General features: G+C 70.9%; 23 protein-coding genes and 4 pseudogenes. 15 read left to right on the forward strand and 12 right to left on the reverse strand.

Annotated elements, in window-relative coordinates:
* Window positions 1-3: 3 nt before the first annotated feature.
* Entirely contained in the window at window positions 4-753 is a 750-nt protein-coding gene (locus tag IPG72_09540; protein MBK6769229.1) for a LamG domain-containing protein, read from the reverse strand.
* Between the two features lie 113 nt (window positions 754-866).
* Here IPG72_09540 and IPG72_09545 point away from each other — a divergent pair, with 113 nt between their 5' ends.
* The 8 genes from IPG72_09545 to IPG72_09580 all read left to right on the forward strand — a co-directional run bounded on the left by IPG72_09545 (window position 867) and on the right by IPG72_09580 (window position 4,287).
* Window positions 867-1,406: a hypothetical protein gene (locus IPG72_09545; protein MBK6769230.1), complete on the forward strand. Its 540-nt coding sequence runs from the start codon at window positions 867-869 to the stop codon at window positions 1,404-1,406.
* Window positions 1,407-1,520: 114 nt separating this feature from the next.
* Window positions 1,521-1,757, forward strand: a complete 237-nt coding sequence (locus IPG72_09550) for a hypothetical protein (GenBank protein ID MBK6769231.1) — start codon at window positions 1,521-1,523, stop codon at window positions 1,755-1,757.
* Window positions 1,758-2,060: 303 nt separating this feature from the next.
* Complete coding sequence (locus tag IPG72_09555) at window positions 2,061-2,693, forward strand: dephospho-CoA kinase (protein MBK6769232.1); 633 nt, start codon at window positions 2,061-2,063, stop codon at window positions 2,691-2,693.
* Between the two features lie 61 nt (window positions 2,694-2,754).
* Window positions 2,755-3,000 (forward strand): hypothetical protein, encoded by a 246-nt coding sequence (locus IPG72_09560; GenBank protein ID MBK6769233.1) that lies wholly within the window; start codon window positions 2,755-2,757, stop codon window positions 2,998-3,000.
* Entirely contained in the window at window positions 2,997-3,224 is a 228-nt protein-coding gene (locus IPG72_09565) for a hypothetical protein (GenBank protein ID MBK6769234.1), read from the forward strand. The genes IPG72_09560 and IPG72_09565 overlap by 4 nt, the downstream gene beginning before the upstream one ends.
* Before the next feature lie 21 nt (window positions 3,225-3,245).
* Window positions 3,246-3,506 carry a hypothetical protein gene (locus IPG72_09570; GenBank protein ID MBK6769235.1) on the forward strand — a complete coding sequence of 87 codons (261 nt, stop codon included), beginning with the start codon at window positions 3,246-3,248 and terminating at the stop codon, window positions 3,504-3,506.
* Window positions 3,482-3,829, forward strand: a complete 348-nt coding sequence (locus IPG72_09575; protein MBK6769236.1) for a GNAT family N-acetyltransferase — start codon at window positions 3,482-3,484, stop codon at window positions 3,827-3,829. The genes IPG72_09570 and IPG72_09575 overlap by 25 nt, the downstream gene beginning before the upstream one ends.
* Complete coding sequence (locus IPG72_09580; GenBank protein ID MBK6769237.1) at window positions 3,820-4,287, forward strand: hypothetical protein; 468 nt, start codon at window positions 3,820-3,822, stop codon at window positions 4,285-4,287. Before IPG72_09575 ends, IPG72_09580 begins: the two co-directional genes overlap by 10 nt.
* Before the next feature lie 163 nt (window positions 4,288-4,450).
* Here the strand turns inward: IPG72_09580 and IPG72_09585 are convergent, their stop codons facing one another.
* From IPG72_09585 to IPG72_09600, 4 genes and pseudogenes are all read right to left on the reverse strand, one after another.
* Window positions 4,451-4,852, reverse strand: a complete 402-nt coding sequence (locus IPG72_09585) for a hypothetical protein (protein ID MBK6769238.1) — start codon at window positions 4,850-4,852, stop codon at window positions 4,451-4,453.
* Window positions 4,853-5,231: 379 nt separating this feature from the next.
* Window positions 5,232-5,582, reverse strand: a complete 351-nt coding sequence (locus IPG72_09590) for a helix-turn-helix domain-containing protein (protein ID MBK6769239.1) — start codon at window positions 5,580-5,582, stop codon at window positions 5,232-5,234.
* A 112-nt stretch (window positions 5,583-5,694) separates the two neighbouring features.
* Window positions 5,695-7,098: pseudogene (locus tag IPG72_09595) on the reverse strand (hydroxymethylglutaryl-CoA reductase, degradative).
* A 177-nt stretch (window positions 7,099-7,275) separates the two neighbouring features.
* Window positions 7,276-8,355: a hypothetical protein gene (locus tag IPG72_09600; GenBank protein MBK6769240.1), complete on the reverse strand. Its 1,080-nt coding sequence runs from the start codon at window positions 8,353-8,355 to the stop codon at window positions 7,276-7,278.
* A 624-nt stretch (window positions 8,356-8,979) separates the two neighbouring features.
* On the opposite strand from IPG72_09600, the gene IPG72_09605 reads away from it, so the two are divergent.
* On the forward strand, window positions 8,980-9,264 hold the full coding sequence (locus tag IPG72_09605; protein MBK6769241.1) for a hypothetical protein: 285 nt from the start codon (window positions 8,980-8,982) through the stop codon (window positions 9,262-9,264).
* 83 nt (window positions 9,265-9,347) lie between these two features.
* Here the strand turns inward: IPG72_09605 and IPG72_09610 are convergent.
* From IPG72_09610 to IPG72_09640, 7 genes and pseudogenes are all read right to left on the reverse strand, one after another.
* Window positions 9,348-10,389: pseudogene (locus IPG72_09610) on the reverse strand (hydroxymethylglutaryl-CoA lyase).
* The gene (locus IPG72_09615; GenBank protein ID MBK6769242.1) at window positions 10,386-11,048 is read right to left on the reverse strand and encodes a hypothetical protein; all 663 of its coding nucleotides are present in this window, start codon (window positions 11,046-11,048) and stop codon (window positions 10,386-10,388) included. The pseudogene IPG72_09610 and the gene IPG72_09615 overlap by 4 nt, the downstream one beginning before the upstream one ends.
* A gap of 108 nt (window positions 11,049-11,156) precedes the next feature.
* Window positions 11,157-12,515 (reverse strand): annotated as a pseudogene (locus IPG72_09620) (hypothetical protein).
* Window positions 12,508-13,309 (reverse strand): annotated as a pseudogene (locus tag IPG72_09625) (enoyl-CoA hydratase/isomerase family protein). The pseudogenes IPG72_09620 and IPG72_09625 overlap by 8 nt, the downstream one beginning before the upstream one ends.
* 115 nt (window positions 13,310-13,424) lie before the next feature.
* On the reverse strand, window positions 13,425-14,978 hold the full coding sequence (locus IPG72_09630; GenBank protein MBK6769243.1) for a methylcrotonoyl-CoA carboxylase: 1,554 nt from the start codon (window positions 14,976-14,978) through the stop codon (window positions 13,425-13,427).
* A 132-nt stretch (window positions 14,979-15,110) separates the two neighbouring features.
* Window positions 15,111-15,305 (reverse strand): Arc family DNA binding domain-containing protein, encoded by a 195-nt coding sequence (locus IPG72_09635; GenBank protein MBK6769244.1) that lies wholly within the window; start codon window positions 15,303-15,305, stop codon window positions 15,111-15,113.
* A 203-nt stretch (window positions 15,306-15,508) separates the two neighbouring features.
* The gene (locus tag IPG72_09640; protein ID MBK6769245.1) at window positions 15,509-16,378 is read right to left on the reverse strand and encodes an SPFH domain-containing protein; all 870 of its coding nucleotides are present in this window, start codon (window positions 16,376-16,378) and stop codon (window positions 15,509-15,511) included.
* Window positions 16,379-16,579: 201 nt separating this feature from the next.
* Between IPG72_09640 and IPG72_09645 the strand changes: the two genes are divergently transcribed.
* The 6 genes from IPG72_09645 (at window position 16,580) to IPG72_09670 (ending at window position 23,494) form a co-directional block, all read left to right on the forward strand.
* Window positions 16,580-18,469, forward strand: coding sequence for a potassium transporter TrkA (locus IPG72_09645; GenBank protein ID MBK6769246.1), 1,890 nt, complete (start codon window positions 16,580-16,582; stop codon window positions 18,467-18,469).
* A gap of 11 nt (window positions 18,470-18,480) precedes the next feature.
* Complete coding sequence (mvk, locus tag IPG72_09650) at window positions 18,481-19,455, forward strand: mevalonate kinase (GenBank protein ID MBK6769247.1); 975 nt, start codon at window positions 18,481-18,483, stop codon at window positions 19,453-19,455.
* The gene (locus IPG72_09655) at window positions 19,452-20,303 is read left to right on the forward strand and encodes a hypothetical protein (protein ID MBK6769248.1); all 852 of its coding nucleotides are present in this window, start codon (window positions 19,452-19,454) and stop codon (window positions 20,301-20,303) included. Before mvk ends, IPG72_09655 begins: the two co-directional genes overlap by 4 nt.
* A gap of 607 nt (window positions 20,304-20,910) precedes the next feature.
* Window positions 20,911-21,963: a diphosphomevalonate decarboxylase gene (gene mvaD, locus IPG72_09660; protein MBK6769249.1), complete on the forward strand. Its 1,053-nt coding sequence runs from the start codon at window positions 20,911-20,913 to the stop codon at window positions 21,961-21,963.
* A 17-nt stretch (window positions 21,964-21,980) separates the two neighbouring features.
* Complete coding sequence (locus IPG72_09665) at window positions 21,981-22,616, forward strand: flavin reductase family protein (GenBank protein MBK6769250.1); 636 nt, start codon at window positions 21,981-21,983, stop codon at window positions 22,614-22,616.
* A gap of 35 nt (window positions 22,617-22,651) precedes the next feature.
* The gene (locus tag IPG72_09670; GenBank protein MBK6769251.1) at window positions 22,652-23,494 is read left to right on the forward strand and encodes a hypothetical protein; all 843 of its coding nucleotides are present in this window, start codon (window positions 22,652-22,654) and stop codon (window positions 23,492-23,494) included.
* The last annotated feature ends 47 nt before the right edge of the window (window positions 23,495-23,541 follow it).

A 23,541-nucleotide genomic window follows, 5' to 3' on the forward strand; every position in this document is an offset into this window, starting at 1 on the left:
CCCCTACTCCGTCGGCTTGCACTTCCCGCCCACCCCAGCCCCCGCAATCCCCGCCACCTCATCGTCCCCCAACACCCGCTGGTACAGCGTCACCTCGTCGATGTCGCCCGAGAACGGCAGGTATGGGCTCAGGTTCGAGCTGCCGATCCGCACCGGCACGCTGTTCGCCAGCGAGCCGGCGATGATCGCCGAGCCGGACGATACCCGGATGCCGTCGACGAACAGCCGCGCGCTGACGGCCGTCTGGTGCCGGTCGAGCACGACGGCGACGTGCCGCCAGACGCCGTCGAGGGCGAGCGTGGCGCCGAACGGCGTCGGCACGGTCTGCCCGGACGACGACAGATAGAGGATCGGCCGCCCGTCGACGAGCATCAGGCTGTAGCCCTGATCGCGCGTCAGCTTGTCGAACACGGCCTGCAGCGCGCCCCCGCGCTCCCGCCGCCGCAGCCAGAGCTCGATCGAGAAGTCGCCCTGCGGCGCCGGAGCGCTCGCGGCCGGCACATCCAGCCCGACCGCGTCCGGCACCTCGACGAGCGCCGTCAAGCCGTCGAACGTCAACGCGCCGGCCACCGCCCCGGCCGGCCGCCACGCCGCCGCGCCGAGCAGCGTCCCGTCGTGCCCATTGCCCGTGACATCCTTGGCCGTCGACCCGCTCCCTTCGTCGAACGGCCACCACGCGGCGGCGAACGGCGGCGGTTCCGTGCAGGCGGGCGTGGCGGTCGGCGAGGCCGACGGCGCGGTCGTGGCGGTCATCGTTGCGACGGCCGTGCTCGTCACGGTAGCTGTCGCGGTCGCCGTCGCCGTCGCAGTCAGTCACCGTCGCCGTCGCCGTCGCCGTCATCGTCGTGGTGGCGGTGGCGGTGGCGGTGAGCGTGACCGTCACGGTCGGCAACGCTGTTGCGGTCAGCGTCGGCGTGAACGTCGGCGTGTGCGTCGCGGTGGATGTCGGCGTGTACGTCGGCGTGAACGTCGGCGAGGGCGGCGCGGTCGCGGATGGGGTCATCGTAACGGCGGCCGGCGCGCACTTGCCGAGGAGTCGGATCGCTTCGAGTTCGGTGGAGCCGAGGGCACGGGTGAACACTTCGACGTCGTCGAAGATCACCGAGCTGCCGCCGCTGCCCGAGCCGGCCATCCGCCGGCCGAAGCGGAACGGGCTGTCGTTGGCCAGCGACCCCGCGGGCACTGCGGGTGCGCGCCCGCCGTACGCGTCGCCGGCGTTCGCCGGGACGCCGTCGAGGATGAACTGCACGCCGGCATTCGGGCCGCTGCGGCGCACCGTTGCGGCCACGAAGTGCCATGCGGCATCGGCCGGCAACAGGCGGCCGTTCGTGCCGACGCCGGAGCCGTTGCGGTTCGTGAAGACGGCCGATCGGCCGGCGGCGTCGACGATCTGTAGGCCTAGGTAGCCGCTATCGAAGTAGAACGCATAGCCCGCTCCCCCGGCGCCGCTGCGCTTCTCGGCCAGCGCGATCTTGCCCGTCCGCGCGATGGCCACCCGCGATGTCCCGAGCGGCAGTCGGATGAAGGCATCGATCGTCCAATCCGAAACACCGATGTCCAGCGCCGCCGCCGGCGCGTTCACCTCGCCCCACTGCGCGTTCTTGCCGAAAGCCCTGCCCAACCCGCGGTTGCCCGGCGCCACGCCCGGCAGGCCGACAAGCCGCGCCGTGTTGCCGCGCATGACATCCGCCGCCGTGTCGGACGGCGCGTCCTCGTCGAGCGGCCACCAGCCCTTCAGCTCGCTGAAGTCGCCATAGCACGCGCTCTGCGCCCCCGCAACGGGCGCTCGCCCCCGCAACGCGCCGGCGGAACCGACGGCGACGGCGCCGAGGCAGAGCGCGCCGGCGACGGCCCAGCGGCACTGCGCGAGCGACATCGAGGATCGGGAAGTCGAAGAGCGTTTCATGGGGCGTCCCTCACTGCACGGACCGCCCCTGCCGGCGCATCCGCGACATTGCGGTGGACGGTCCGGTGCAGAGCGTAGCGGACAACGTTGCGGGCGGGTCTTAACATCAGATTAACCACACGGGTGCGCATCACCTCGGCTATCATCCCCGCCGATGTCCCAGCCCCCCTACCTCATCGGCCTCACCGGCGACGTCGGCGCCGGCAAGTCCACCGTCCGCCGCTGGCTCGAGGCCAAGGGCGTCGCCGCGCTCGACGCGGATGCCGTGGTCCACACGCTGCTCGGCGACGGCGGCGAGGCGCGCCGGGCGGTCATGGAGCGCTTCGGCGGTACGGTCATCGCGCCGGATGGCGGGATCGACCGCGCGGCATTGGCGCGCGTCGTGTTCGGCGATGCGGCGGCATTGGCCGACCTCGAGACGATCCTCCACCCCCTCGTCCGCACACGCACGCGAACGTGGCTGGCGTCATGCGGCGCCGAAGTGGCCGTCGTCGAGGCCGTCAAGCTTGTCGAGGGGGGGCTGGCGGCGCAGTGCGATGCCGTGTGGCTCGTCCTCGCGGCGTCCCATCGGCGGGCCGAGCGCGTCCGCGTGCGCGGCTGGGACGAGGCCGAAACGGCGCGCCGGATGGCGGCGGCCACCCCGCTCGCGCCGCGCCTTGCGATGGCGACGGAAGTTATCGACAATACGGGCACGCCCGAGGCGACGGCGGCGCAGCTCGAAGCGGCTTGGCAGCGACTTGAGCTGCGCCGGGCGCAGGTCGGGAAGCGACCGCCAGCCCACTCGTGACTTCGGTCGCGATGGCGGCGTTGAGGTTGTGGCGGGATCAATCACGGAGCGGGGGCACCGAATGGCGTGGATCAACCGACATCCGAACCTGGTCACCTGGGCCGTGCTCTCGATCGGGATGGTCGCGATCGTCGGCTACTCGGCCCGCGATGTGGACACGCTCGCCGGCCGCCAGTGGTTCTGGCTGGCGTTCGCGACGGTCCTCGTGGCCGGGCTGTGCGCCTGGATCATCTCGTGGGAGGCGGATGAGCCGGACGACGACGATGTGTCCGGGGCCGAAGCGCCCGAACCTGGAGGGGAAGCGTGAGCGCGCGCGTGAAGCTGCCCGTGCCCGCCGCCTGGCAGTCGGCCGTCAAACACGCCATGGCCCACCTCGCCGTTCGCCTCGGCGTGCCGCGCTCGGCGGTGGCGGTCACGCGCGCGGACGACGACGGCGGGATCGCCGGGCACGCTGGACGTCTGGCTGATGGCGGGCGGGCGCAGCTATCGCTACGTCGTCGGACCGTCGGGCGCGCTGCCGGTGGCTGCTGAACGGTCGGGCGTGCCCCGGCCATGACCAGCGTTGGCGCCGCGGACCATATGCAGCGCGCGCCCGACGGACTGCTTCGGTTCGACGTGCGGCGCGACTTGGCGGCCGTCATCGAGCTGCTCGAGCTCGGCTTCGGCGACGACCTCGAGGCCCGCGACCGGCGCTGGCTGAAGGATCTCGCGGCGCTCTCCGCCGCCGGCCCGCTGATGAACGTGCTCCTCCACATCATCCGGGCGCGGTCGACGGCCTTGGCGGCTTCGTGTGGTACGACGCAGGGCGCCTGATCGCCAACGCCAGCCTGCTGAGGGCCGGACCGGACACCTGGGTCATCGCCAACGTCGTGACGCATCCAAGCTACCGCCGCCAGGGCATCGCGGGCCGACTGATGGACAGCGCGCTCGACGTAGCGCGCGCGCTCGGGGTGCCGACGCATCCAGCTCCAGGTGCGCGACACGAACGACGCCGCCAAGACGTTGTACACCGGCCTCGGCTTCCGGGCCCATCGGGTCGTCGACGCTCTACCGTCTGCCGTCGTCCGCCGCCCTCGCACCTTCCTCCGAGGACGGCCGAACTCGCACCGGCGCCGGTGCCGACGAAGTGGCCCTGATCGTCACCGTCCGGCCATGGCGCTCACCGGGCGACGCGCGCACGACGCCTGCTCGCGCGCGCCGGCGAGATCGGCCGGGCCGGACCGCCGTCGCTCGTCCGCGGGACGGCGCGGCGCGGGCGCAGTTGAAGGGCCGGCTCGACGACTGGCTTCACAGCCGCACGCGCCACCGACTGGCCGTGAGCACGGACGGCGAGCACCGTGCGCTTGCCGTCGTCGATGCGTACGAGTACGGCAACGCTCACCGGCTCGACATCGTCGTCGACCCTTCCTGGCGCGGTCGCGTCGAACCGCAGATCGTCCGCGCCTGTCTCGATCGGCTCATCGGCGTGCCGCCGGCGGCCGTCGAGACCGACGCCACGGGACAGGACGGACCGCTTCGTGCAGCGCTGGAGGCGGCCGGATTCGTACCTGTGCGGACGCTGGAGCGGTTGGAATTGTGGTTGGGCGGGCGGTGATCGGACGGCGGCCGGCAACGCGCACCCGTCGGTAGGGGCACGGCGTGCCTGTTTGACCCTGGGGACAAAGGTAACAGATCGACCTCAGGACATGGGTAACACAGCGGTTGGGATTGAGCGGCTCGCAGGCCGGAGGGATGGGTTCATGCTGGGAGATGCTCGATCAATGCGCGGGTACGATGGGCGAGCAAGTCGATCTCACGGATGTACATGGAGCGATAGGCGACCAGGAGTTTGTCCTCGACGCGGCGAGACCAGACGGTCTTGCCGACGAGGGCCTCGCACACGAAGTACTGGCGGCCTTGGTAGCGCAGGTTGCCGGCTGAGTTGAGTTCAAAGAGATCGCCACCGCTTGGATACACCCAAGGCTGGACGTCTGGGCAGTAGGGTCGAGGGCTGGGATGATACCGCGCCGCCGGCACGTGCATGGCCAGACTTTCGATATCGGCCGGTCATGGTTGTAGTCCTGGCGAATCGCCGGCAGGGCAACCTGAAAGCCCTCCATCGTGGTTGGGTAGCCACGATGCGCGAGAGCTTCGTCCAGCGTGCGATGGAACCGTTCCACCTTGCCCTGCGTCTGTGGATGACCGCGCGCGCTGTAGATGGAGTCGGATGTCCTGTTCGAGCAATCCCACGGACAGCCGAGTAAGGCCGTGGCCGTTGGCCGTACTCCACCACGGCGCACCGTGATCCATGAGCATCGCCTCCGGCAGGCCCATAGTGCTGGAAGCTGGACACCAACACGGCCTCCACTCCGGAGAGACGGGTGCTAGCCAACGGCTCTAACGCCACAAGGGTATCGGCTGTGATCATCGATCAGGCTCAACGGATAGCACCAACGGCCTGCCTGCACCCGATACTCTCCCTTGAAGTCCAGCTGCCACAAGTCGTTGGGTTGCGGGCGCTCGAAGCGCTGCGTAGCCGGGAGCTGGCGGCTCTTTCCCTCAATGAGTCCCTGCCGTTTGAGGATCCGCTCGATCGTGGCGTGGCCTAGTTGAATGCCCTCCCGAGCCAGCAGCAGCTGCAATTTCTTGCTGCCCCAGCCGTATCGTCGCCGCAGACGTACCACCGCCGCTTCGTGCGCCTCCGGCGTTCGTCCTGGACTCTGATGGCCGTCTCGAATGCTCCGCCAGATCGACCAGCCCCTCCTCTCGTGCCCGCCTCAGCCACTTGTAACCTGTCTTGCGGCTGATTCCGAACGCTCGGCAGATCGCTGCCACCTCAGCGCCTGGCTGCCGTGCACGAACCACGAACTCCAGTCGTTCTGTGCGCACATCGGTTTCCTTCCACGGCATGCCAAGCCTCCTCTCGGATCTTGGCCCGCCAGCGTGGTGTCACCGATGTCCTGAGGTCAACCTGTCACCCTTGTCCCGAGGCTATACAGCGTGCCGTGCCCCCAACCGTGCGTTATCGAGACGGTGCGGGCCTGCGGGTGGCTCGCAGCTCGTCGAGCACCTCGGCCGCACGCCCGGCGCGGATCACTCCCTCCGCCACGAGCGCCGTCGCGACAGCCTCGGCCTCGTGCGCTTCGGCGCCGGCGGACAAGGCGAGCTGACGTGCGTGCAGCGCCATATGGCCATCCTGGATGCCCTCGCACACGAGCGCTCGCAGCGCCGACAGGTTCTGGGCCAGGCCCACGGCGACGATGACCCGCGCCAATTCCTGTGCGGATTCGGCGCCGATGATCTTCAGGCCCAGTGCCGCCTGCGGATGCGCCCGCGTGCCGCCGCCCACGATGCCAACGGCCATGGGCAGCTCCAACGAACCCTCCAGATCGCCGCTCGCGTCGACGTGCCAGGTCGTCAGGCTGCCGTAGCGGCCGTCGCGCGCGGCAAAGGCATGCGCGCCCGCTTCGACGCCTCGCCAGTCGTTGCCCGTGGCGATGACGACCGGGTCGATGCCGTTCAGGGAATCCCCTTGTTGTGGGTTGCCGCACGCCATGGGTCGACGACCGCCAACGCGTTCGCCTCGACGATCCGCTTCGCCACTTCGTGCCCGTCGCGGCCGTCGCGCGCCAGCGCCGCCGCCGGGATACGGCAGCGGGCGGTGGCGCGGCGTTCGGTGGCCAGGTTGGAGAGGATGCGCAGCAGCACCCGCCCGCCGGTGACCTCGGCCAGCAGCGGGGCGACGGCCTCGCACGCGGTGTTGACGGCGTTGGCGCCCATCGCGTCGCGGGTGTCATAGAGCAGGTGGACGACCAGCATCGGCCCCACCGGCGTGTCGGGGAACGCCGGACGACGAGGTCCTTCGCGCCGCCGCCGAGCCGCGGCAGCGTCTCGCTCTGACGGTGTGCGACCTCGAGGATCCCGTCGCGGGCAGCCAGGATTCGCGCCGCGGCTCGATCGAGGTCGTCGTCCGGGGAGGTCAAGCAGCTGAACCTGGCCGATCATCACCGGTGCGTCGGCGGATGTCGTGAAGCCACCGCCGGCGCGGGCAAGGAGCGCCCGAAGCTGGCGGCCGCCACCACGGACGGCTCCTCGACGGCCATCGGCACGAGCACGTCGCGCCCATCGATGCGGAAGTTCGTCGCGATCCCGAGCGGCAGGCCGAACACGCCGGCGGCGTTCTCGATCATCGCATCGGCCCGCTCCAGCGTGAGCGCGCCCGTGCCCCAAGCAACGCCGTCTCGGCCTCGTCGAGCCCGGCCCAGCGCACCAAGACCGCTTGCCGTGCCCGCGCCGAAAGCCGATGGAAGCCGGGCAGGCGGCTGGAACCGTCCTCGATGGCCCGCTCGAGGCTGGCGGGCGTCGCCGCGGACGGCGTGGACGGCGTGAAGGATTTGGCGAGCGTCGACGATGTCGTGGCCGTCATCGGTCGGAGTTGGGCGGTCGGTCGAGCCAAATGCAGCGTCATCGTGCGGTTTCCCTTCGTGCACCCTCCGCCGGTCCACTCGGGTGGCCGACACAGCGGGTCGCACGCAATTGTCGCTGCGTCCGCCTGCCAAAACCTACCAACCGCTCTCCGACGCCCGCCAGCCTGCGCGGTCCGTCACTCCTTGACGATCGGGATCTCGTTGCCGCGCTGGTACCGCACGTTGGCCGTGCGGATGGCATACAGGTCCAAGTTGCCCGAGCGGTCATCGCTGTAGAGCAGCAGGCCGTTCACCAAGATCGGCCACGACTGGTTGGCCGGCGGGACGCGGATGCCGAACGACGGGCCGCGCGTGCGGTTGTTGTCGTACACCTGCAGGCCGAGGATGTCGTTGGGCGTGGCCGGGTCGTAGACGTTCCAGACCAGGCCGCCCGAGCCGTAGTTCGGGTTGAAATCGTCGTCCTCGGTGCCGGCCAGTCGCTCGTCCGTACCGTTCGGCAACCCGTTGCGCAGCCGGATCGTGTAGATCTCGGTCGTCTCGCCGCGGTCGTCCACCCAGGCGACCGCGGCGCCGTTCGTCGTCGGGTCGGTGGCGTTCCATGTCTCGCCGGCAAACACCTGGAACGGCTTGCCGTTCGGGATCGCGTTGAACCGGATCTTGCGGGCCATGATGCGGTCGAGATCCCGCTGGTTGTCGTCGTACACCAGGATGTAGCCGACGGTGTCGTGCTCCGACGCCTGTATCGCGACATCCGGATGCTGCTGGTCGCCGGGCCCGCTGACGAGCACTTTGGGCGAACCGACCGAGTATCCGGCCGGGCTCACGCGGACCCCGAAGATGTCCCAGCCGTTCTCGTCGCCGGTGAACTCCGACCAGACGAGCAACAATTCGAGCTGCGGGCCGTTCCAGACCAGATCGGGGTCGACGCGTTCGCCGTGCGGCTCGCTGCTGCGGCCCGGGCCCTGCACCTCACGCACGACGGCGATGCCTTGGCGATCCGGCCCGCCGTTCGGCAGACCGTTGCCGAACAACCGCTTGCCGTACAGCTCGCCGCCGCTGCCGCGGTCTTCGATCCAGACCGCAAAGTAGTCGTCGAGTTCGGCCGCCGCGTCCGTCATGTAGGCCAGGGTCGGCATCTTCTGGTCGCGCGGCGGTGACGCCGCACGGACTGCCGGCTGCGTGCCGCCGACGATGAGCGTGCCGCACAGCACGACGGCGACGGTAGCGGCCCGGCGGAATCCGAGCGAGAGGTCCATGTTCGACTCCTTGGGCACGCGATCCATCGCGCATCGGGGCGTACGTATTATATCGGCGCACGGCGACGACAGGATACGCCCGCGCGCATCGGATCGCAGCGTGGAACGTTTTGGTCACCTCGCGGGTCTACACCCTCAACCGCCGCCGCTCGCCACCGGCCCACACCGCGCTTCCATCATTGCCCGACATTGGAGCGATCGCCGCCCGGGTCGACGCCGGGCGGCGGCGGTGCTAATCTTGAACCGGGAGCAGGTCGACAGACGTTTCATTCGGTGATGCTGGCTGGCTGCTCGTCGACGCCGCGTAGATCAGGAGTGCACGATGACCATCTACATCAATCCTCGCACCGCACCGTCACGTCGGACGATGTTCCGGTTCGCTGCTGGCGTCGCCCTGTGCGCCGCCCTCGGCCTCGCGGTGCAGAACGCCTCGGCCGCTCGCCAGCCGGCGCCCGTGCCGATCGCCGGCGCGTGGTGCGGCATCACGGACAGTGGCGGCTCGATCCGCTTCGATGTCTCGGCGGATGGTCGCTACATCGGCGGGATCACCGTCAACCACGGCACCGGCAGCGGCATCTCCGGCAACGAGGCATCTCGAACTCGTCCACCGGCGTTGCCGACGGGATGTGGATCTTCCGGCGCGACCGCGAAGAGGTTCGCTGCGACAACCGCGGCGACCGCCGCCCGACGGACCCGCCGCACGGCCGCAACCCGATCCGGTGCAACCGCCCGCCGTGCCTGCCGGCGAACTGCGACACCCTCCGCGTGAACGAGATCATGATCCGCGGCTTCTTCGACGCATCCGACGCGGCACACGGGAACTACACGTTCCTGGCGGGCAGCGGCAATCGGCGCCTCGTCGGGCGGTACACCGCTTGGCCGATGGCGGTGGCGCCCTGTCTGCGGTGACCGCACCGTAGGGACACGGCCGACAACACGGATCCCAGACGATCAGGGGCACGGCGAAAGCCGTGCTCCTTCCTTTGGCACGTTCAGCCGTCGACCGGCGCCCGCAGCGCACCCAACGACGATCCCGCCCGCATCACCTGCCCCGGCAACCGCACCCCGAGCCGCGGTTCGAGTTCGCGCGCCGCGACGATCAGACCCTCGAGGTCGATCGCGGTCGTGATCCCGATGCCGTGGAGCATGTGAACGGTGTCCTCGGTGCAGATGTTGCCCGTGGCGCCCGGCGCGAACGGGCAGCCGCCAAGGCCGCCGATCGACGCGTCGGCGATCGCGACGCCCGCGTGCAGCGGCGATCACGTTGGCTGCGCCCGAGCCGCGCGTATTGTGCAGGTGCACGGCCAGCGGCAGCGTCGGCACCCGGAGGGCCAGCGCACGGAACAAGCGGTGGACCTGCGTCGGCACGGCCATGCCGGTCGTGTCGCCAAGGCAGATCTCGTCCGCGCCAAGCTCGGCGCAGCGCGCGGCGATGTCCAGGACGCGCTCGGGCGGGACATAGCCCTCGAACGGGCAGCCGAAGGCCGTCGAGATCGTCGCACGCATCGGCAGGCCGGCGGAGCGCGCCAGCCGGGCGGACTCGCCGAGGGCGCCAAGGGACTCGGCGATCGACTGGCGCAGGTTGCGCTGGTTCTGCGCCTCCGTCGCCGACAGGACGAAGTTCAGCCCGTCGAGGCCGCCGCACGCGAGCGCGCGCTCGACGCCGCGGACGTTCGGCACGAGCCCGACGATCTGCGCCGCGCCCGTGTCGATGTTCGCCATCACGGTCTCGGCGTCGGCCATCTGCGGCACGGCGCGCGGGTGGACGAAGCTCACGGCCTCGATGCGCCGGAAGCCGAGCGCGCACAGCCGGTGGATGAGGTCGATCTTCACGTCCGCCGGCACGACGTTGGCGATGTTCTGCAGCCCGTCCCGCGGGCCGACCTCGAAGATCTCGACGCGGTCGGGCAGCGCAGCGGGTGACGGGGTGGCCGCCAGCGCCGCGCGCTCGGCAGGCGACAGCGCCCGGATCGGGTCGATGCTCGACGGCGGGGCGGTCCTCGACGGTGGGGCGGTGCCCGACGGCGGCGTCATGGGGCGGCCGCCGGGGCCTCTTCGAGGGCCAACAGCGGCACGCCCGGCTGGACGGCCTCGCCCTTGGCACAGTGCACGGCCGTCACGACACCGGCGAACGGCGCCTGGATGGCCACGACCATCTTCATCGACTCGAGCAGGATCAGCTTCTGCCCGTCGGCAACGACCTCGCCCGGCGCGACGAGGACGTCGAGGACCACGGACGGGATCACGGCCGACAGTCCCGCCGCGTCCGCCGCATGGCGTGCGGCGCCGCCGGCGACGACGCGGCCGCAGCGCAGCGTCCGACCGGCCGTCCAGATCTGTCGATCCGTGCCATGCGCGGTCCCCGCCACCGGGATCCGGCGCCCGGCGTCCGCCGCATCGACGAGCGTCCACGTGCCGTCGCGTTCCGGGCGGACCCACGAGTGCGACCGCCGCCGCTTCGTCCGGAATGGCCGGCGGCGGCGTGGTCGTCGGGCCGTCGCCGGAAGCGATCGGCCCGAGCCGGACAATGACGTGCCCGTCGCGGCGCGTGACCTCGGCCACGCGCTCGGCCGCCGATCCGGAGCGTTACCTTCATCGGCCCGTCTCTCGGACGTTGCGCCAGCCGCCCAGGCGGGTCCACGGATCGGCCGCTGCGGGGCGATGCCGTCGCCCGTCACCGCACCGCCGGCCATTCCGGCGCCGCCCGTGCCCGCGGCGCCGGACGCACCGAGCAGCTCGAACGCCGCCGCCGCCAACCAGGCGTCGTCGTCGGCGGTGATGGGCGCGCCTTGCCAGTCGGGTAGGTGCTCGTCGAGGAACCGCGTGTGGACGTCACCCGCGCGGAACGCGGCGTGGCCGACGATCGCCTGGGGTAGTCGATGTTCGTCGTCACACCGAGGACGAGCGTGTCGTGCAGTGCGCGCTGCAGCCGCGCAAGCGCCTCGGACCGATCGGCGCCGGAAGCGATGACCTTGGCGATCATGGCGTCGTAATGCGGCGTGATCTCGCTGCCGGCTGCGACGCCGTCGTCGATGCGGATGCCGGGGCCGGATGGGGGTCGGTAGGCCGCCAGACGGCCGATGGACGGCAGGAAGCCGGCCGCCGGGTCCTCGGCGTACAGCCGGGCCTCGATCGCGTGCCCGCGCAGCGTCACGTCGGCTTGGTCGATGGACAGCGGCTCGCCGCCGGCCAGCCGGAGCTGCCAGGCCGCCAGGTCGAGGCCGGTGACGAGTTCGCTCACCGGGTGCTCGACCTGGAGGCGGGTGTTCATCTCCAGGAAGTAGAAGCCGCCCGGCGGCTCGGCCGTCGGGTCGACGAGGAACTCGACCGTGCCGGCCGAACGGTAGTCGACGGCCATCGCGAAGCTTGGCGGCCGCCGCCGTGATCGCGGCGCGTTGGGCCGGGTCCAGACCGGGGCCGGCGCCTCCTCGATGATCTTCTGGTAGCGGCGCTGGATCGAGCAGTCGCGCTCGAACAAGTGGATCACCTTGCCGCGGCCGTCGCCGAGGACTTGGACCTCGACGTGCCGGGCGAGCGGGAAGTAGCGCTCGAGGAGCACGGTGTCGTCGCCGAACGCCGACAAGGCCTCGGCCCTGGCCGCAGCGAGCGCGTCCGGGAACCCGGCGGCATCGTCCACGCGGCGCATCCCGCGCCCGCCGCCGCCGGCCGAGGCCTTGATGAGGACCGGGAAGCCGATCTCGGCGGCCGCGGCGGGCTAGCGCGCCGTCGCCGAGGCCGACGCCGCTCACACCCGGCACCGTCGGCACGCCGACGGACCGCGCCAGCTCGACCGCCGGCACCTTGCCGCCCATGCGGCGCATGGCGTCGGCGGTCGGGCCGACGAAGGCGATCCCGGCGGCCTCGCACGCCTCGGCGAACGACGGCCGCTCGGACAGGAAGCCGTAGCCGGGGTGGATCGCATCCGCGCCGACGCGCCGTGCGGCGTCCAGGATGAGATCGGCGCGCAGGTACGTCTCGGTGGCCGTCGAACCGGCAAGCGGCACGACGACGTCGGCCGCCTGGTGCCACACCGCGTCGCGGTCCGCATCGGACGCGACGCACGCCGCGCGCAGGCCGAGTTGGTGCGCGGCGTGGATGATCCGCCGGGCGATCTCGCCGCGGTTCGCGATCAGGACGGTGCGGAGCGGCCGGTCAGGCATCGCCGCCCTCGACCCAGCGCGGCGGCCGGCGCTCGAGGAACGCCGCCATGCCCTCCTGCCCCTCGGCCGAGGCGCGGCGATCGGCGATGATGTGCGCCGTGCGCTCGCGCGCGCCGGCCGGATCGTTCCAGACCGCCCAGATCAGCCGCTTGACGGTGGCCTGCGCCTCCGGACCTGCCGCGCGCAGTGCGGCGATCCGCTCGGCCACACCGTCGTCCAGGCCGCCCGGCGGCACGACGCGGGCGACGAGCCCGATCGCCTGCGCCCGCGCGGCGCCGAAGACCTCGGCCGTCAGGAAGAGCTCGCGCGCCGCTGCCACGCCGATCCGCGGCAGGGACGAACGGTGAGATGACGGCCGGGACGATGCCGAGCTTGGCTTCGGACAGCGCGAACTTGGCGTCCTCGGCCGCCACCGCGATGTCGCACGCCGCCACGAGCCCGACGCCGCCGCCCATGCACGCGCCGTGGACCCGGGCGACGACGGGCTTCGGGCAATCGCGGATCGCGGCCAGCATGTCGGCCAGCGCGTACGCGCCGGCGACGTTCGCCTCGTGGCCCTGGTGGGCGATCGCGCGCATGTAGGTCAGGTCGGCGCCGGCTGAAAAGTGCTTGCCGGCGCCGCGCAGGACGACGAACCGCACCGCAGCATCGGACCCGAGGTGCACGAACGCGTGCGTCAGTTCGAAGATCGTCTGGTCGGACAGGGCGTTGTGGACGTCGGAGCGGTCGACGACGACCGTCGCGACGTCGTCGTCGTGGTCGACGCGGATGTGCTGGAAGGGCGCGTCGATCATCGCGCCGACCCACGCATCGATCGTCCGGAGCGTCCGCGTCTTCGGGGCGGCCCTGCGCCGTCGCACGGCGATCACATCCGGAAGACGCCGTAGCCGCCGTCCGGCCGCGGCGCGTTCAGCGTGGCGGACAACGCCAACCCGAGCACGGCGTGCGTGTCGACGGGATCGATGATCCCGTCGTCCCAGAGCCGGGCGGTGGCGTAATACGGGCTGCCTTCGACGGCGTACTTGTCGAGGATCGGCTGCTGAAGGCGGCTTCCTGATCGGGCGGCAGCGGGTCGCGCCCGTCCTGGTTCACCGTCCAGAGCACGGTGGCGGCCTGCTCGCCGCCCATGACGCTGATCCGGCTGTTCGGCCACGTGAACAGGAAGCGCGGGTCATAGCCGCGGCCGACCATGGCGTAGTTGCCGGCGCCGTGTGACACGCCGATGAACACCGTCAGCCGCGGGACGGGCACGGTGCTGACGGCCGTGACCATCTTGGCGCCGTCCTTGGCGATGCCGCCCGTCTCGTACGCCCGCCCGACCATGAAGCCTGCGATGTTCTGCAGGAAGACGAGCGGCGTGCCGCGCTGACCGCACAACTGGACGAAGTGCGCCACCTTGGTGGCCGCCTCGCTGAACAGCAGCCCGTTGTTGGCGACGATCCCGACCGGCATCCCCCAGATGTGGGCGAAGCCGCACACGACCGTCGGGCCGTAGCGCGCCTTGAACTCGTCGAACCGCGAGCCGTCCACGACGCGGGCGATCACCTCGCGCACGTCGTAGCTGACCCGGACGTCGGCCGGGACGATGCCGTACAGTTCGGCCGGATCGTACAGCGGCGGCTCGGGCGACTGCCGCTCCACGGCGTACGGCGCCGGCCGGCGGTTCAGGTTGCCGACGACGCTGCGCACGAGTTCGAGCGCGTGCGGCTCGTCCTCGGCGAAGTGGTCCGCCACGCCCGACAGGCGCGTGTGGACGTCCGCGCCGCCGAGGTCCTCGGCGCTGACGACTTCGCCGGTGGCGGCCTTCACGAGCGGCGGACCGCCGAGGAAGATCGTGCCGTTGCCCTTGACGATGATCGCCTCGTCGCTCATCGCCGGCACGTAGGCGCCGCCCGCCGTGCAGCTCCCGAGGACGGCGGCGATCTGCGGGATGCCCATCGCGCTCATCCGGGCCTGGTTGAAGAAGATCCGCCCGAAGTGCTCGCGGTCCGGAAAGACCTCGTCCTGGCGCGGCAGGAACGCGCCGCCCGAGTCGACGAGGTAGATGCACGGCAGGTGGTTCTCGCGGGCGACGTCTTGCGCCCGGACATGCTTCTTCACGGTCAACGGGTAGTACGTCCCGCCCTTGACGGTCGGGTCGTTGGCGACGATCAGGCACTCCCGCCCGTGCACCCGCCCGACGCCCGTGACGATGCCTGCGCCGGGCGACTCGTCGTCGTACACGCCCCACGCGGCGAGCGGCGAGAGCTCGAGGAACGGCGTGTCCGGGTCCAGCACGGCCTCGATCCGCTCCCGCACCGGCAGCTTGCCGCGCTCGCGGCTGAGCGCCACGACCCGTGGATTGCGGTCCGTGGCGACGCGGGCCTGGCGCGCGTGCAATTCGGCCGCGAGCGCGCGGTTGTGCGCGTCGTTGGCCTTGAACTCGGGGGACGAGGGCTGGGCGTGCGAGTGGAGGGCAGGCATGGGGCGGGATGATACGGCGGGGCGTGGGGCCGGGCAAGGGAGCCACGGGCGCCGGCCGGCCGGGCTTGGCATCGCATCACGGTGAATCGAGCGCAGATCACGGTGACTTGATCGCAGATCACCGCGATCTCGTTACGGTTCGGCCGCCACCCCTTCGCCGTCCGCCGGCGGATCCCGCGGCACGAGCCGGCTGCTCCTTCGCAGCGCGTCGCGCAGCACATACTCGATCTGCCCGTTCAGGCTTCGCAGCTCGTCGTCGGCCCAGCGCTGGAGCGCGGCGAACAGCGCCGGGTCCATTCGCAGCGGAAACGTCTTTCGTTCGGCCATCGACGGCGCCTCCTGGCGTACCCCCTGTCCGTCAGCGCCTTCGGCGCTGCCACCTTTCCCCCGCGGGGGCGTCGGAAAGCGTCCATCCTCAGCGGCGGCAGTCGTGACGAGCGCGGAATCGGCCACCGGATGGACGTGCCCTCTCCCGCCCCCGCGGGAGAGGGCAGGCGCGCCCCCGCGCGCCGGGTGAGGGAGACCGCGGGTTAGTTGTGCAGCGTGCCCGTGTTCACGACGGGCTGCGCATGGCGGTCGCTGCACAGGACGACGAGCAGGTTGCTGACCATGGCGGCCTTGCGCTCGTCATCCAGCTCGACGATCTTGCCTTTGGAGAGCATCTCGAGCGCGTGCTCCACCATTCCGACCGCGCCCTCGACGATCTTGTAGCGTGCGGCCACGATCGCGCTGGCCTGCTGGCGCTGGAGCATCGCGGCCGCGATCTCCTGGGCGTACGCCAGGTGGCTGATGCGGGCTTCGATCACCTCGACGCCGGCCTTGCCGAGCCGCTCCTGGATCTCGTCCTTGAGCTTCTCGGAGACCTCGGCCGTGTTGCCGGACAGCGATTGCTGGCTGGAGTCGTGGGCGTCGTACGGATAGCCGGTGGCCAGGCTGCGCAGCGCCGACTCGCTCTGCACCCCGACGTAGTTCTTGTAGTCGTCGACCTCGAACATCGCCTCGGCGGTGTCGACGACGCGCCAGACGACGACGGCGGCGATCTCGATCGGGTTGCTGTGGTTGTCGTTCACCTTGAGCTTGGGCGTCTCGAAGTTCCGGACCCGGACCGAGACCTTGCGCTTGCCGTAGAACGGGTTCGCCCATCGCAGGCCGGGCTCGCGGGCCGTACCGACGTAGCGGCCGAAGAGCTGGAGCACCTGCGCCTCGTTCGGGGCCACCATGAAGAACCCACCGAGCATGACGCACTCGACGACGAGGGCGGCGGTCAAGATCAGCCCAACGACGATCTGTTCACCGCTGAACGCCCAGACCATCGCCAAGCACGTCAGGATGATGGCCAAGGGCAACGCGACGAGCATTGGGATCCCGGCCAGGGGCGTGCGGCGAATCTCGCGGATCATCGAAGACCTCCTGTGTGCAAGAACGAGCTATCAACATGATATCACTACGATGGCACTTCGCGTAGGGTTGCGGGGACGGGGGAGAGTCGATGGGCGCGCCTCGGGTCGATCGCTTGCCGCAGGGCAGCGGCGCGGCGATACTCCGCCGGTAAGAAGGGACCATCGGCGCGAGTACCCTCCAACTATCCAAAGGTCGTCTGCATGCCGAACACCTCGTGGTCCGAGCGACTGCGCTATCGGTTCGACAACTTCATGGCGCGGGGAACGCCGGCCATGGTCGGAGGGCTTGGTCTGATCAGCCTCGGCGTGATCTTCGTGGCGGCCGCCCTCCTGGTGGGGCTCGGGATCCGGCCCGGAGGCGAGGATCACCCGCTTGGGTTCATCGAGGCGGCGTGGCAGAGCCTGATGCGCACACTCGACTCGGGCACGATGGGCGGCGATGCAGGCTGGGGCTTCCGTATCGTCATGCTGTTGGTCACGCTCGGCGGGGTGTTCATCATCAGTGCGTTGATCGGCGTGCTGTCGGCCGGGATCGATGCCCGGATCGAGGCTTTGCGACAAGGACGGTCGCGCGTCGTCGAAGCCGGCCACATCTTGGTGCTCGGCTGGTCGCCCAAGATTTTTGCGGTCCTGAACGAGCTTGCGACGGCCAACGCCAACGTTCGGCGGCCATGCGTTGTCATCCTCGGCGCCGAGGACAAGGTGGTGATGGAGTCCGAAGTGCGCGAGCGCGGGCAGACGGGCCGACTGCGCATCGTGTGTCGTCACGGCAATCCGTTGGATCCGAACGACCTGCGCATCGGCAGTCCGGAAACGGCGCGCTCGATCATCGTGCTGCCGGCCGAGAGCGTGCACGGTGACATCCACACCGTCAAAGCCCTGTTGGCGCTGGCACAGATCAAGGGCGATCACGGCAAAGCGTGGAACGTCGTGGCCGCCGTGCGCGATGCGGCCAACCTTGACGCGGCCCGCCTTGCGTCCGGCGCGTGGGCGCACATCGTCCTCGTCGACAACCTGATCGCCCGGATCACGGCGCAAACGTGCCGCCAGAGCGGCCTGTCGATCGTGACGCAGGAGCTGCTCGACTTCGACGGCGACGAGATCTATTTCGCGCCGCCGGGCGCGGCGGGGGCGGTCACTTATGGCGAAGCGCTGCAGAACTGCGTCGGCGGAACGGGCATCGGGATCCGCGATGCGGGCGGCGCGATTCGACTCAACCCCTCGGGCGCGACCGCCGTCGGGCCGGGCGATCGGCTGATCGTCATCGCCGCCGACGATGACAAGGTGGGGTTCAAGGACGCCTCCGCAGACGTGGTCGATCCCACCGTGGTTGCCACAACGAAGCCAACCGGCGTCGATGCCGAGCGCACGCTCGTCCTCGGCTGGAATCGCCGCGGTGACCAGCTGATCGCGGAGCTGGACAACTACGTGACGCGAGGCTCGACCGTCCACGTCGTGGCCCAACTGGACGGCCGTGGCATGCCGGCGGCAAGCGGTCACACCAACCTGTCGCTGTCGGTGGATCCAGGCAACCCGTGCGATCGAGCGACGCTCGAGATGCTCGACGTGCCAGGCTACGATCACGTCATCGTGCTGGCGGGCGAGGGGCACGACGACCACCACGTAACCGATGCGCAGACGCTTATCACCCTGCTCCACCTGCGCGACATCGCCGACCGCAGCGGCCGTGATCTCGCCGTCGTCTCCGAAATGCTCGACGTCCGCAACCGCGACCTTGCGGTCGCCACACGCGCCGATGACTTCATCGTCAGCGACCGACTCGTCAGCCTGCTGATGGTGCAAATTGCCGAGAACCCGGAGCTGGAGGCGGTGTTTCAGGACCTGTTCGACCCGGATGGCGCCGAGATCTACCTCAAGCCGGCGAGCGACTACGTGGTGCTCGGCACCCCGCTCACGTTCCACTCGGTGATCGAGAGCGCGCTTCGGAAGGGCGAAACGGCCATCGGCTACCGGCGCGCCACGCACGCCGGCGACCCCATGCGCGCGCACGGTGTGGTGGTCAACCCGGTCAAGTCGGAGCGTTTGACCTTCGAGGCGGCCGATCGTCTGATCGTACTGGCCGAGACGTAGCCGCGCCGCCGATGCCCCCCCTCGCCCGCGCCACCGCCCCCGCCAAGGTCATCCTCCTCGGCGAGCACGCCGTCGTGTACGGCCACCCCGCGCTCGCCGCGCCGGTCACGACCGTCGGCGTCGAGGCGACGGTGTGGCCGGGCGACGGCGCGGCGCTGTGTATCACCTCGCGCTGGCCGGACGGCCAGGCGGACGTCGACGTGGCGCGGGCCGGCGACGAGGCGCCGATGGCCGTGGCCGTTCGGGCGACGCTCGCCCGCCTGAAGGTTGCGGACCTGCCGAGCTGGCGAATCGCGCTGCAGAGCACCGTCCCGCCGGGGCGCGGCATGGGATCGAGCGCGGCCATGGCGGTGGCGCTCGTCCGCGCCGTCGCCGGAGCCGCCGGGGCCGCGCTGGACGACGCGGCGGTGTCCGAGCTGGCGCTGGAGAGCGAGCGGATCGTCCACGGTCGGCCGAGCGGGATCGACAATGCCTGCATCGCGTTCGGACGGCCGATCTGGTTCGAGGCCGGCGCCTTCCGGCACGCGCCGGTCGGGCGGACGCTCGGGCTCGTCGTGGCCGACAGCGGCCGCTTCAGCAGCACGCGCGCGATGGTCGAGGCAGTGCGCGCCGCACGAACGGCCGACCCGGCGGGCATCGACGGCGTGTTGTCGGAGTTGGGCGATCTGACCGTCCGCGGCGCCGCTGCGCTGGCCGAAGGCGATGGCGCAGCGCTCGGCCAGGCGATGACCACGGCGCACGATGGCCTCCGGCGACTGGGCGTCTCGACGCCGGACCTCGACCGATTGGCCGAAGCCGCAGCACAGGCCGGGGCGTTCGGCGCGAAGCTGGCGGGCAGCGGAGGCGGCGGCGTGATCGTGGCCGTCTGTCCGCCGCACGAGGCGACGCGCATCGCCGCGGCTTGCCGGGGTGCCGGCGCGCCGTGGACGTGTGAGGCGCGGCTTGAGGCGGATGATCCTGCAGCGACGGCGCTGGACGGCGGATGAGCGACCGTGCACCCGTTCTCCTCAAGCTCGGTGGTGCGCTCCTGACGGACAAGGACGGCATCGAGGCGGTGCGCTCCGACGTGTTGACGCGCGTCGCGGCCGAGGTGGCGGCATGGCGCGCCGATGATCCGGACGGCGCACCGCTCGTCATCGCCCACGGCAGCGGCAGCTTCGCCCACGTGGCCGCGCGGCGGACCCGCTTCCTCGACCGACCGGGCGATCCGGCTGCGTTTGCCGTGGTGGCGTCGTCCGCCGCCCGGCTGCACCGCCATGTCGTGGACGCGCTGATCGAAGCGGGCCTGCCCGCGATCGGCGTGCCCGGCGGGGCGCTGGCGACGCTGGACGCCGGCCGGATCATCGCCGTTCGCTCGGACCTCGTGGGCGACCTCCTGGCGTTCGGCGCGGTGCCGGTGACGTACGGCGACGCCGCGCTCGATCGCTCGCGGGGCGGCGGGATCGCCTCAACCGAGCCGCTCCTGGTCGCCCTTGCCGAGGCCCTCGGCGCGGCGCGCCTGGTCTTCGCGACGGACGTCGACGGCGTGTACGACCGCGACCCCGCCGCCGACCAAGCCGCACGCCGCTACGACCGGCTGTCTCCCGGCGACCCGAACCTGGCCGCCCTGTCGCTCGGCGGCGCCCGGGCTGGCGCGACGGACGTCACCGGCGGGATGGCCAGCAAGGTCGGGGCGGCGCTGGCACTTGTGGCGCGGCGGCCGGGGGTGACGGTGCGAATCGTATCGGGGCTTCGGGTGGGTGCGGTTGGAGCGGCGCTGAGGGGTGCGGTTGAGGCGGGGGGGACGGTGGTTGAGGCGGATCCGGGGGGCGGTGCCGAGGCTGGGCGCGGGTGAGCGCGTGGGCGTGGGAGGGTTGGGGAGCGGAGGGGATGAAGTGCTGAGCCGGCGGGCGGGGGTGGTTGGGGTCGGGGCGTTTTGGGTTCGTGCATTTTGTTCGCAGGGGCCGCTTGGCCCCTGCACCCCAGCCAGGGGGCGCAGCGCCCCCTGGACCCCCGCACCAGGTTTCGCTTCTATGGCCGCCGCGGATTGTCGTCGGCGCGTAGATTGGAGCGGACGCCCCAATCCCGTCGAACGAGCAGGCAATTGATCGAGCAAGATCGTTGGGATGTCATCTTGCTCGTTGACGTTTTTGGCCCGCACGCCGCGGGGCGGTCCACAGACTACTCTGTGCCGCACTTCGATCCGCCAGACCTCTTCCGGGCGCGAGACCGCGTGCTTGAACGACCGGAAACCCCGATGCGGGGGGTCCAGGGGGGCGCTGCGCCCCCTGGCCGGGGTGCAGGGGCAAGGTGGCCCCTGCGAACAAAAATGCACGAACCCAAACACGCACGTCCCCAACCACCCCCGCCCGCCGGCTCTGCACTTCATCCCCTCCGCTCGCCTCAGCCCTCCCCCGCCCACCCAAGCCCACACGCCAAGCGCGCTGCTATCATCCCCCGCCATGTCCCACTTCGCCCCGTCCCACCCCGCCGCCACCGCCACCGCCCGCGCCCCGTCGAACATCGCGTTCGTGAAGTACTGGGGCAACCTGGACGACGCCACGCGCCTGCCGTTCAACGACAGCATCTCGATGAACCTCAGCGCCGCGCACACGACGACAACCGTCACGTTCGACACGGCCCTCCACACCGACACCCTGACAATCGACGGCCGCGCATACGACCCGCAGCACGCCGCCGACGCCGTCGCCATCACCCGCGTCACGCACCACCTCGACAGCTTGCGCGCACTCGCAGACACCACCGATCGTGCCGCTGTCGTCAGCGTGAACAGCTTCCCGATGGGCACCGGCATCGCGTCGTCCGCTTCGGCGTTCGCGGCGCTCAGCGTCGCGGCCGCGGCAGCGCTCGGGCTCGAACTCGACGAACGCACCCTTTCAACGATCGCCCGGCGCGGGAGCGGCTCGGCGGCGCGGTCCGTGCCGGAAGGGTTCGTGCGGTGGTACGCCGCCGCCACCGACGAGGGTTCATACGCCGCGTCCATCGCCCCCGCCACGCACTGGGACCTTCACGACGTCGTCGCGATCGTCAGCCGGGCGCACAAGGCCGTCGGTTCGGGCGGCGGGCACGCGCTGGCCGCGTCGAGCCCGCTGTTCGCCGAGCGCATTGCCCGGCTGCCGGCACGCCTGGCGGCCGTCGAAGCGGCGATCGCGGCGCGGGACGTCGCCGCGCTGGGCGATCAGATCGAGGCCGAGGCGCTCGAGCTGCATGCCGTGGCGATGACGAGCCGCCCCGCCGTTCTCTACTGGGACGGCGCAACGGTCGAGCTGCTCCACCGCGTGCGCCGCTGGCGTGCGGACGGGCTCGCCGTCTGGTTCACGCTCGACGCCGGACCGAACGTGCACCTGATCTGCGAAGGTCACGTTGCACCGGCCGTCGCCGCCGAACTCGCCAACCAATCTTATGTCGAGTCGTCAATGGACAACTCCCCCGCGGCAGGCGCGCGCGTCATCGGCCCTGGCGAAGACCGCGGCCCCAGCGCCGGGCACGCGTAGCAAGGAGCCGCACTTACATGCACATCGCGATCGACCCCACCGCGCTCGATCCGGCGGACACCCACAAGCTGACGATCGGCACGATCGTCCCACGCCCGATCGCCTGGACGACGTCCGTGGACGGCGAAGGGCGGGTGAACCTGGCGCCGTTCAGCTACTTCATGGCCTGTCACTCCTACCTCCCTGCCGTCGCGGTCTCGATCGGCAGCCGTGCCGGCAAGCCCAAGGACACGCGCGCGAACATCCTCGCCACCGGGGAGTTCGTCGTGAACATCGCCACCGCGGCGCTCGTCGACGCCGTGAACGTCAGCGCGGCCGATTTCCCGCACGACATCAGCGAGCTGGACGTCCTGGGCCTCGAGACGATGCCGTCGGTGAAGGTCCGCCCACCCCGCGTCGCCGCCTCGCCGATCCACATCGAGTGCGTCGTCCTGCATGCGCTCACGCTCGGCGAAGAACCGCGGGCCTCGACGCTGTTCGTCGGCCGGATCGTGCAGTGGCACATCCGGTCCGACCTGCTGGACGACGGCTACCGGGTCGATCAGGCCAAGATCGAGGCCCTTGCGCGGATGGGCGGCCCGTTCTACACCGTGGCGCGGGATCCGTTCGCGCGGCAGATCCCGCCGTGGGAGAGCGTCGTCGGTCCGCGCTAGGCGTTCACGCGGCGGAACCGTACACTTTGCGACCCATGGATGCCGAATCCCCCCCCGGCGACCGGAGCGTCGTGCTGATCAGCCTCGTGCTGGCCGGCATTGCCGTTGCGTCCCTTGCCACGATCCCGCCGCTCAGGCTGTCGCTGAACATCCTGGGCTCGCCGCTCGGGATCGCCGTCGACGGCGTCTGGCTGATCGGCGCGCTCGTCGTCGCGATGACCGCAGTCGGAATGGACGCGATCGTCCGCATCGAGTCCGGCCATGCCAACGTCGACGCGCGCTTTGCCGCCACGTTCTGGATCCTCCCGTGCCTCGTGACGCTGGCCGCCGCCGTGGCGATCCCCCGGCTGCACGCCGCATCGAGTGTCTGGGTGGCGCAGTGGGTGGCCAGCGTGATCCTCCTCGGCGGGCTGCTCACGCTCGTCATCGTCGCCGAGCGCCACACGATCCAGCTGGACGACATCCACTATCGCACCGCCCGCCTCGGCCTGAACTTCATGACGTACGGCGCCGCCCTTGCGTTGTATGCCGCGATTCACGGCCTTCATCAGCGCTCGCTGATCAGCGTGCCGGCCGTGTGCCTGGTCACGTTCCCACTGGCGCTGGAGATCCTGCGCTCCAGCGAGGAGCAGCTCGAGAACACGTGGGTGCACGCCGGGATCGTGGCGCTCATCCTCGGCGAGCTCACGTGGGGACTCAACCTGCAGGGCGTCTCGGCGCTGCGCGGCGGCGGGATCCTGCTCGTCGCGTTCTACGTCTTCTGCGGCATCGCCCAGCAGCACCTCGCCGGACGGCTTACGCGGCGGGTGGTGATGGAGTACGCAGCCACGGCGGCCGTGGGGTTGGGATTGATCGTGTGGAGCGGGGGGTGGGGGTGAGCGACCCCGGCCTGGGGGGCACGTCGCGCTGCGGGCCGCGCCCGGCG

It is taken from the genome of Candidatus Avedoeria danica, assembly GCA_016703025.1.
Lineage (GTDB): Bacteria > Chloroflexota > Anaerolineae > Epilineales > Epilineaceae > Avedoeria > Avedoeria danica.

Excerpts from the sequence above, each read along its gene's own strand:
- IPG72_09540 (MBK6769229.1), bottom strand. The coding sequence starts at position 753 with ATGACCGCCACGACCGCGCCGTCGGCCTCGCCGACCGCCACGCCCGCC.
- IPG72_09550 (MBK6769231.1), top strand. The coding sequence starts at position 1,521 with ATGAAGGCATCGATCGTCCAATCCGAAACACCGATGTCCAGCGCCGCC.
- IPG72_09555 (MBK6769232.1), top strand. The coding sequence starts at position 2,061 with ATGTCCCAGCCCCCCTACCTCATCGGCCTCACCGGCGACGTCGGCGCC.
- IPG72_09560 (MBK6769233.1), top strand. The coding sequence starts at position 2,755 with ATGGCGTGGATCAACCGACATCCGAACCTGGTCACCTGGGCCGTGCTC.
- IPG72_09570 (MBK6769235.1), top strand. The coding sequence starts at position 3,246 with ATGACCAGCGTTGGCGCCGCGGACCATATGCAGCGCGCGCCCGACGGA.
- IPG72_09590 (MBK6769239.1), bottom strand. The coding sequence starts at position 5,582 with ATGCCGTGGAAGGAAACCGATGTGCGCACAGAACGACTGGAGTTCGTG.
- IPG72_09600 (MBK6769240.1), bottom strand. The coding sequence starts at position 8,355 with ATGGACCTCTCGCTCGGATTCCGCCGGGCCGCTACCGTCGCCGTCGTG.
- IPG72_09605 (MBK6769241.1), top strand. The coding sequence starts at position 8,980 with ATGTGGATCTTCCGGCGCGACCGCGAAGAGGTTCGCTGCGACAACCGC.
- IPG72_09615 (MBK6769242.1), bottom strand. The coding sequence starts at position 11,048 with ATGGCCGGCGGTGCGGTGACGGGCGACGGCATCGCCCCGCAGCGGCCG.
- IPG72_09630 (MBK6769243.1), bottom strand. The coding sequence starts at position 14,978 with ATGCCTGCCCTCCACTCGCACGCCCAGCCCTCGTCCCCCGAGTTCAAG.
- IPG72_09635 (MBK6769244.1), bottom strand. The coding sequence starts at position 15,305 with ATGGCCGAACGAAAGACGTTTCCGCTGCGAATGGACCCGGCGCTGTTC.
- IPG72_09640 (MBK6769245.1), bottom strand. The coding sequence starts at position 16,378 with ATGATCCGCGAGATTCGCCGCACGCCCCTGGCCGGGATCCCAATGCTC.
- IPG72_09645 (MBK6769246.1), top strand. The coding sequence starts at position 16,580 with ATGCCGAACACCTCGTGGTCCGAGCGACTGCGCTATCGGTTCGACAAC.
- mvk (MBK6769247.1), top strand. The coding sequence starts at position 18,481 with ATGCCCCCCCTCGCCCGCGCCACCGCCCCCGCCAAGGTCATCCTCCTC.
- IPG72_09655 (MBK6769248.1), top strand. The coding sequence starts at position 19,452 with ATGAGCGACCGTGCACCCGTTCTCCTCAAGCTCGGTGGTGCGCTCCTG.
- mvaD (MBK6769249.1), top strand. The coding sequence starts at position 20,911 with ATGTCCCACTTCGCCCCGTCCCACCCCGCCGCCACCGCCACCGCCCGC.
- IPG72_09665 (MBK6769250.1), top strand. The coding sequence starts at position 21,981 with ATGCACATCGCGATCGACCCCACCGCGCTCGATCCGGCGGACACCCAC.
- IPG72_09670 (MBK6769251.1), top strand. The coding sequence starts at position 22,652 with ATGGATGCCGAATCCCCCCCCGGCGACCGGAGCGTCGTGCTGATCAGC.